This is a genomic window from Coleofasciculus sp. E1-EBD-02 (assembly GCF_040218245.1).
Classification (GTDB): domain Bacteria; phylum Cyanobacteriota; class Cyanobacteriia; order Cyanobacteriales; family Coleofasciculaceae; genus Coleofasciculus.
This window is the reverse complement of sequence record NZ_JAVJQN010000243.1, coordinates 1-7177: the sequence shown is the minus strand read 5'-3', so window position 1 is coordinate 7177 and position 7177 is coordinate 1. Positions and strand designations below refer to the sequence as shown.

At 46.2% G+C, this 7177-nt stretch carries 4 protein-coding genes; all 4 read right to left on the bottom strand.

The genetic code is table 11. The features are described 5' to 3' along the window. Window positions 1-281 precede the first annotated feature (281 nt). The 4 genes from RIC07_RS35645 to RIC07_RS35630 all read right to left on the bottom strand — a co-directional run bounded on the left by RIC07_RS35645 (window position 282) and on the right by RIC07_RS35630 (window position 6466). A complete protein-coding gene (locus tag RIC07_RS35645) occupies window positions 282-1025 on the bottom strand; it encodes a peptidylprolyl isomerase (RefSeq protein WP_446398637.1) in 744 nt (247 codons plus the stop codon). Between the two features lie 427 nt (window positions 1026-1452). Beyond that, a complete protein-coding gene (locus tag RIC07_RS35640; protein WP_446398636.1) occupies window positions 1453-2961 on the bottom strand; it encodes an HlyD family efflux transporter periplasmic adaptor subunit in 1509 nt (502 codons plus the stop codon). Between the two features lie 164 nt (window positions 2962-3125). Next, complete coding sequence (locus tag RIC07_RS35635; RefSeq protein WP_446398635.1) at window positions 3126-5834, bottom strand: peptidase domain-containing ABC transporter; 2709 nt, start codon at window positions 5832-5834, stop codon at window positions 3126-3128. Window positions 5835-5848: 14 nt separating this feature from the next. Further along, a complete protein-coding gene (locus tag RIC07_RS35630; protein WP_446398634.1) occupies window positions 5849-6466 on the bottom strand; it encodes a helix-turn-helix domain-containing protein in 618 nt (205 codons plus the stop codon). Window positions 6467-7177: the final 711 nt, after the last annotated feature.

Here is a 7177-nt window from a genome sequence, read left to right as displayed (position 1 = left end):
AACCTGTTTTAACTGATAGCTTACACCTTTGTCAGTAAGCCCCAACACCCGCCAAGCACTCAAGTGCTTGGCTAAAAGCTAAAGTCCATTAAAATGGACTAAAACTAGAGATGCAGTCGTCTTTAGACGACTTTCGCTATTAGTTCCTTGGGTTTTAACCCAAGGCGGTTGGTGAGACTGATGCAAGATGTAATTTTTAACTTCTGACATTCTTCCTACGAAATCAGGGCACGACACTGTCGTGCCCCTACATTATCCCGATTACACCCAAATAAAAACGCCTAAGACTCGCCCATAGCTGTCACCACCTCCACCTCCTCAACCTGTCGCTTTAACCACCCTTCAAACAACTCTGAAAGAATCTGATAACGCAGCTTGTCATCCAACTCTGGCTGAATAATCTCCTCCACTTTAATCAAATGCACCCCCTTAGACGTGACAATTGGCTTCAACACCTCCCCGGGCGTCGCCGCAAACACTTTCGCCGAAATCTCTGGTTTCATCTGCTGGCGTTTAACCACTCCTAAATATCCTCCCTTGCGCCGTAATTCTTGCTCCTGAATATACTCCTGAGCCATCTGTGCAAAACTGGTTTCTGCTTCCTGAAGTTCATAAAACAACTCTAGGGCTAAATCTTCATCATCTAACACCACTTCATACATTACCGCCGCTGCATAGTCTAACTGATGTTCATAAAACCAGGGTTCCACTTTATCACCAAACAAATGCTGGGCTAATTTTCCGGAAAGGACATTGATGTAAACCATCTCTTCAAAATCATCCAGAGAAAGGGCAAATTTTTGCAGCCACGCCCAGGTGTCATCCGCATTGAGCAGTTTATTCATGAACCGCATTTGATCGGCTGCTTGTTGTAATTCGGCGATTTCAACCTGGATACTGGCTTCAGTCGCGGCTGAGTTAATGACTTTGCGGGTGATAATTCCTTCGATAATTGTGGGGATTTGACAGGCGAGTTTGAGGTGATGCAGGATGTCTTGGTTGGTAATTGTGATGGCTTGTGACATGATTTTTCTCCTAAGTAATTAGAGTTTTTGGGATGAAAATGGCTGGGGAGTTAATACGGCTTGGAAGCCTGTATTGAACATCCGGAGATCCCCCCAAACCCCCCTTCAAAAGGGGGGCTTACTATTCCGACGCTTGACAAAAAGCAAAGTATCATTGTGTTTCTCCTGTACGATAAAAGCGAAGCATTTTTTGGTCTCCCCTATGGAACAAAAAGCGAAGCATCCTCTGGTCTCCCCTATGGAACAAAAAGCGAAGCAACATCTGGTCTCCCCCTTTTGAAGGGGGACGGAAGGGGGATATCACGGGGACTGGGGGGTTAGGTTTTATGGCACTAAAGTGCCTACTACGAACCTAGATTTTATGGCACTAAAGTGCCTACTACGAACCTAGGTTTTATGGCACTAAAGTGCCTACTACAAACGAGCGTCAAAGTTCTAAGCCTCCTTTTTGTAACTTCTTAAATGGGTCAAGAATAAAGTCAATTATCTTCCGCCGCCGCACGATGACTTCAGCCGTGGCTGTATCCCCTGGTTTCAACTCTAAACATTGATTTTTGGTGGGAATACAGGTCTGATTTAGCTCAATTTCTAACTCAAAATTGGTGACTTTACCCTGGGCGGTTTCGCTGACTTTAGAGGTGGGCGATTTGCGAATTAGTTTGCCTTCCACCACACCATAATCCTGGAAGGGATAGGCATCAAATTTGAGCTTAACTTCCATTCCTTCCTGTAACGCCCCACTTTCAGCCGTGGGCATTTGGGCTTTGAGAATTAAAGTTGAACCCTGGGGTGCAATCTCGGCAATTAATTCTCCCGGTTGTACTACCGCCCCGACTCCTTTATCCGGTAAACCAAACACGGTGCCGCTTTCTGGTGCTTTGAAGACTCGTTGCTGGAGTTCAATATCTTTGGCGGCAATTTGGCTTTTGCTTTGCTTGATTTCAGTTTGGAGTGTGGTAATCTGAGTGTCTATGTTCTTGAGTTGTTCCTGTATTTTCAGAACCGCTAGTTTGCCGGAATGAACCAGGGTATCATAGCTTTTTTGTTGCTCCTGTAAGCGTAGTTTTGCCTGCTCAATTTCGGCTTGGGTTTGATGGAGAATTCGGTCATAACTGCCTTGTTGTTCTTTGAGCCGTAACCGGGATTGGGAGATGTCGGATTCGGCTTGAACTAAGCGTTCGGTGTTGACTTTGACTAGGTTTTGTGATTCAGTAAAGCGGTCGGTGGAAATGGCGCCGGCTTCAAAGGCTTTACGGTAGCGTTGCACTTTATCTTTTGCCTCAATTAAATTAACTTGGGCTTGATTGTAAGCAGCTTGACTGGAGGCAATGGCTTGTTTTGCTTGGTTCACTTGAGCCAGTTTTTCTGCTTTTTCCAGGGTGTAGGTACTCGCTAGGGCGTTTAAGTTTTGCCTAGCTTGTTCAATTTGAGACTGTTTTTCTAGTTCTTGGGATTGGTTCTGCCGCTGCTGGGTATGGAGGGCAATGTCTAACTGATTTTTGAGAACGGCTAACTGATTTAGGCGATTTTTTTGACCGTCTAATTGGCTGCGAAGTTGCTCAATTTCGGAACGTACAATATCGGATTCGAGGGTGAGTAATGTTTGTCCAGTTTTGACGCGGTTTCCTTCAGCAACGGGGAGGTTGATAATTGTACCGCCGACAGAGGATTCCAGTTTGACGGTGGGTTCTTTGGGTTCTAATCGCCCTCTAGCACTTCCGGTTTCTTCGACTTCAGTTAACATTGCCCAAGGAAGTGCGATCGCGGCAAACAAAATTAAGAAATATAACAGTCCTCGCGTCCAAACCTGGGGTAAGGTATCTAGCAGTTCTTTGGTTGCATAGGACCAGTCAGAGGGGGGATTTTTTGAAACGCAGAGGTTCGCAGAGGTTCGCGCAGAGGTTCGCAGAGGGGTGGGAGTGTGGTTGGAGTTCATAATGTGGAGATCTGCTTTTGAAGCGTTTGATAAATGACAAATAACAAATAACTTTTGAAAAGTAAGGAACCAAATTCTCCGTGAAATCAGTGTTAATAAGCCATTGCCTCCCCATTCAAATTTATCCAATAAATCCGTGAAATCAGTGTTTTGACGAATGACAATCATTCTGTCCGATCCATTTGTTGCTGGTTTAGGTAATAATAATGACCGCGTTTTGCCATTAATTGGTGATGGGTGCCACTTTCGACTAAAACTCCTTTATCCAACACGAGAATTAAATCCGCTTTGCGAACTGTGGACAGGCGGTGGGCAATAATTAACGTGGTTCGTCCTTGGAGAATTGTGTTGAAATTGGTCTGAATAATCCGTTCCGATTCAGCATCTAAATGAGACGTGGCTTCATCTAAAATAAGTAAGCGGGGATTGCCTAATAACGCCCGTGCGATCGCGAGTCGTTGTCTCTGTCCTCCTGATAACATTCCGCCCCCTTCCCCGATCTGGGTTTCATACCCCATGGGTAGCTTTTTGATAAACTCATCCGCCCCGGCTTGTTGGGCGGCGGTGATGATTTCGTCTAGGGTGGCTGAGGGATGACCAATGCTAATATTCTCCCGAATCGTGCTACCAAAGAGGAAGGTATCTTGGTCTACTACACCGATTTGTTGGCGCAGGGATTGTAGGGATAAACTGGTGATATCTTGCCCATCAATTAACACCTTCCCATCCGTCGCCGGATACAGTCCTAAAATTAACTTTGATATCGTGGTTTTCCCGGAACCACTGCGTCCCACTAGGGCGACGGTTTGACCGGGTTGGACGGTAAAACTCAAGTTTTCTAGGACATTAATATCGCTTTCGGGGTGATACCGGAACGTCACCTGATCAAACTGAATCTCTCCTTTTAACTCCGGTAAACCTTGGCGCACCGATGCCTGTAAATTTTCTTCCGGTTCGGTATCAATGACATCATTAATTCGCTCAACCGCAATAATCACTTCCTGTAACTGATTCCAGAGTACGGTTAATCGTTCAAAGGGCGTAATTACGTTGCCGATTAACATATTAAATGCCACTAATTGTCCAATCGTCAGTTCATTTTGAATCACTAACCAGGCGCCAAACCAGAGTAGTCCTGTTGTCACCACGGTTTCTAGAGTTGAGCTAAAAATTTGCAGGCGGTTGCTAATAATCTGCCCCGAAAACATCTTTTTCACCGATTGCAGTAGATGTTCCTCCCAGCGCCAACGCACCGTTTGTTCCACCGCCATGGATTTGACCGTGCGAACCCCGGTGAGGGATTCAATTAGATAACTATTTTCCACCGCAAAGGCATTAAATATTTCTCTGGAAATGCGGCGCAGGAACGGAGTGGCAATTAGGGCAAGTAGGACAAAGGGCGGGACGATGACTAATGCCAATAGCGCCATTTTCCAGCTATACCAGAACATTAACCCCACATACACAAAGACCGTGAGTAAGTCGAGTAAAATGGAGAGGGCTTCCCCGGTGAGAAAACGCTGAATTTTCTGGTTTTCTTGCACCCGTGACATAATATCCCCCACATAACGAGACTCAAAGAAGGAAAGGGGGAGGCGGAAGGTATGGCGAATAAAGCCGACAATTAGGGCTAAGTTCACCTTATTCGCGGTATGGTCTAATAAATATTGCCGCAATCCAGTCATGGCGACGCGGAATAGACCAAAAATCAGCATCCCTAAACCGACAGCGGTTAAGGTGAGGTTGCTTCCTTGAACAACGACTCGGTCTAAGAGGAGTTGGGTAAATAGGGGGGTAATTAATCCAAAGATTTGAATCAGCAGGGACGCAATAAAGACTTCCAGAAGGACAAATCCGTGGGGTTTAACTAATTCAAAGAATTGCCAGAAGGGAGTCGTCGCTTCCTCAGTTTCCTGTAATAAGGCGGTGGGTTGCAACAGGAGGGAATAATTAGTCCAACTGGCGTTAAACTCCTCCGGAGTAAGACCCCGTTGACCAATGGCTGGGTCGGCGACAATCACCTGAGTTGCCGTAATTTCATAGACCACGATATAATGATTTCCGTCCCAGTGAACAATTGCTGGCAGCGGTTGTTGGGCGAGTTGGTCTAAACTAGCTTTTACGGGTCGCGTGGAAAAGCCAATACTTTCAGCGGCGGCGGCTAGTCCCCGTAGAGATGCACCGTTGCGGTTAACATTGGCGATATCTCTGAGGCGGTTGACACTTAATTTTTTCCCCCAATACCGACCCACCATCACCAAACAAGCCGCCCCACAATCTGAGGCACTTTGTTGGGCATAAAAGGGATAGCGGCGGGTGATCCGCTGCCAGAGATGACCGACTTTTTGGGTAGGATTGGGAAAGTCGGCTTTGCTGATGGTTTGCTGCCCGTTTGTTAAGGGTTCTGGGGTGTCCGTGTCCTCGGGAATCACTGGAGTTACGGCTAAATTATCCCCGGAACTAAACTGGGAATTCCTCACCGTTGCCCGATGATACAAATGATCCCGAATAGGAGGATGGTTTTGGACGAGGGAAAAGAGGAGGGTTGGGGGAATGTAGGATAATTGGAGATGACGGGATGCCCTAGCGGAGTAGGGTTGAAAAGGTTCATCGGGAAAAAAGGTGACTTCGCCAAAGGTGTCTCCGGCTTTCAGCGTGGTAATCAGTTCACCGTTGGCGTCAATGAGTCTCACTTTGCCCGTGATAATCAGATAAAGTCCGGCTTCAGATTGATCCGATTGCCAAAATTGACCGAGTTTGGGTTCAAGAATTTTGATCTGTTTCAGACAATTAGTGAATTGCGACTCGCTAAAATCATGTCCGAGACAATCACTAAGGTGTTGACGGGAAATTCGGGGTGGAGTTTGTACCATAATGGGTTTGCACCTCAACTCATGTTAATCGGATTGAATTGCCAGACATCCTGGGTTTTCGGGGTATGGCTGGGGGTGAGGTTGCTAATCACAATTCGCTTATCTGAATCCTCCTCTGCATCAGCCGGAGTGTCGGGTTGAGGGGGTTTGGGGCGAGTCGAGAGTCCCATTTTTTTCAACAATCGATTAATATGGCGATCGCTAACTTCTATGCCAAATTCTGTAGCCAGGTGTTTGCTTAACTTCTGGGCGGTCCAGTTGCGAAAGGAATAGCCTATGTCGCGGGGACTCTGCGTGACTAATTCTTGTAAGCGTTGCAGATACTCGTCATTCACCGCTTTAGGACGTCCAATCGGATGGGATTGCCAATTATGCGCCTCGCCACTACGGGCAATTAGCATCCAATGTCGGGCGGTGATGGGGGAACAGTTCAACGCCTGACAAATTTGGGCTTGGGTTTTCCCCTCGTCGGCTAACAGCATGATTTGGATGCGCTGGCGATATTTTGGCGATAAATCCTCTTGCAGATTTTTTTGCAGTCGTTTGCGCTGAAAGGGGGTCAGGTATTGACCGCCAGACTGACCCAGAGTGCGGCGTTGACCCAGGTTGGGTGGGGATTGGTGGCTGGACATTTCTATACTTGCGTTGGGGATTGGCAGGGATTTATCACAAGGATTATCCCTTTTTTCATGAAAAATCACTTTGTATAAAACTATATATAAAACAGACGGAGGTTCTCTGTCAAGACAAAAAATGCACAGTTTGGGGTTTTGTCGTCAAATGCTTTTATAGCAATGGTTGAGGCTTATATACAAAGTGAGCTGAATCCAAGCAAGATCCCCGACTTCTCGGAGAAGTCGGGGATCTGAGAGACCTCACTTACCACCATTGCCTATTGCCTATTGCCTCTCCCCACCACAAGACTTATTCAGCAGCCCCTACCTACTTACTCCCATTCCGGCATAAAACTATGGAACTAAAATCTAGCACTGATAAGGATTTCAGCCATTAACATTACCTAGTCTTATAGTGGGAAGGGAGTACTGCTATACCAACCGAGTTCATCGCCATAAACCATCAAGTATGAACCCAGTGACTGTGCCAATATCCTTTCTGAAAAAAATAACTCTTCCCTGGGTCAGATGCGTCGCTTGACCGTTTCCTGTAGTCTACTGGCTGTAAGCTTTTCGAGTATAGTCTCATTTATTAACATTTTGCATAGAAATCTTGACATTAATTCGTAAAGTTAACTAATGTAGCAGTCGGACAGGTTTATCGAAACGCTTTACATTTAGGTAGTTACACCAACTTCAGTCTCTTAACCAGAGTCAAAGGAACAAGAG

What these genes read in the sequence shown, in the direction of transcription:
- RIC07_RS35645 (WP_446398637.1), bottom strand. Translation starts at nt 1,025, where the DNA reads ATGTCACAAGCCATCACAATTACCAACCAAGACATCCTGCATCACCTC.
- RIC07_RS35640 (WP_446398636.1), bottom strand. Translation starts at nt 2,961, where the DNA reads ATGAACTCCAACCACACTCCCACCCCTCTGCGAACCTCTGCGCGAACC.
- RIC07_RS35635 (WP_446398635.1), bottom strand. Translation starts at nt 5,834, where the DNA reads ATGGTACAAACTCCACCCCGAATTTCCCGTCAACACCTTAGTGATTGT.
- RIC07_RS35630 (WP_446398634.1), bottom strand. Translation starts at nt 6,466, where the DNA reads ATGTCCAGCCACCAATCCCCACCCAACCTGGGTCAACGCCGCACTCTG.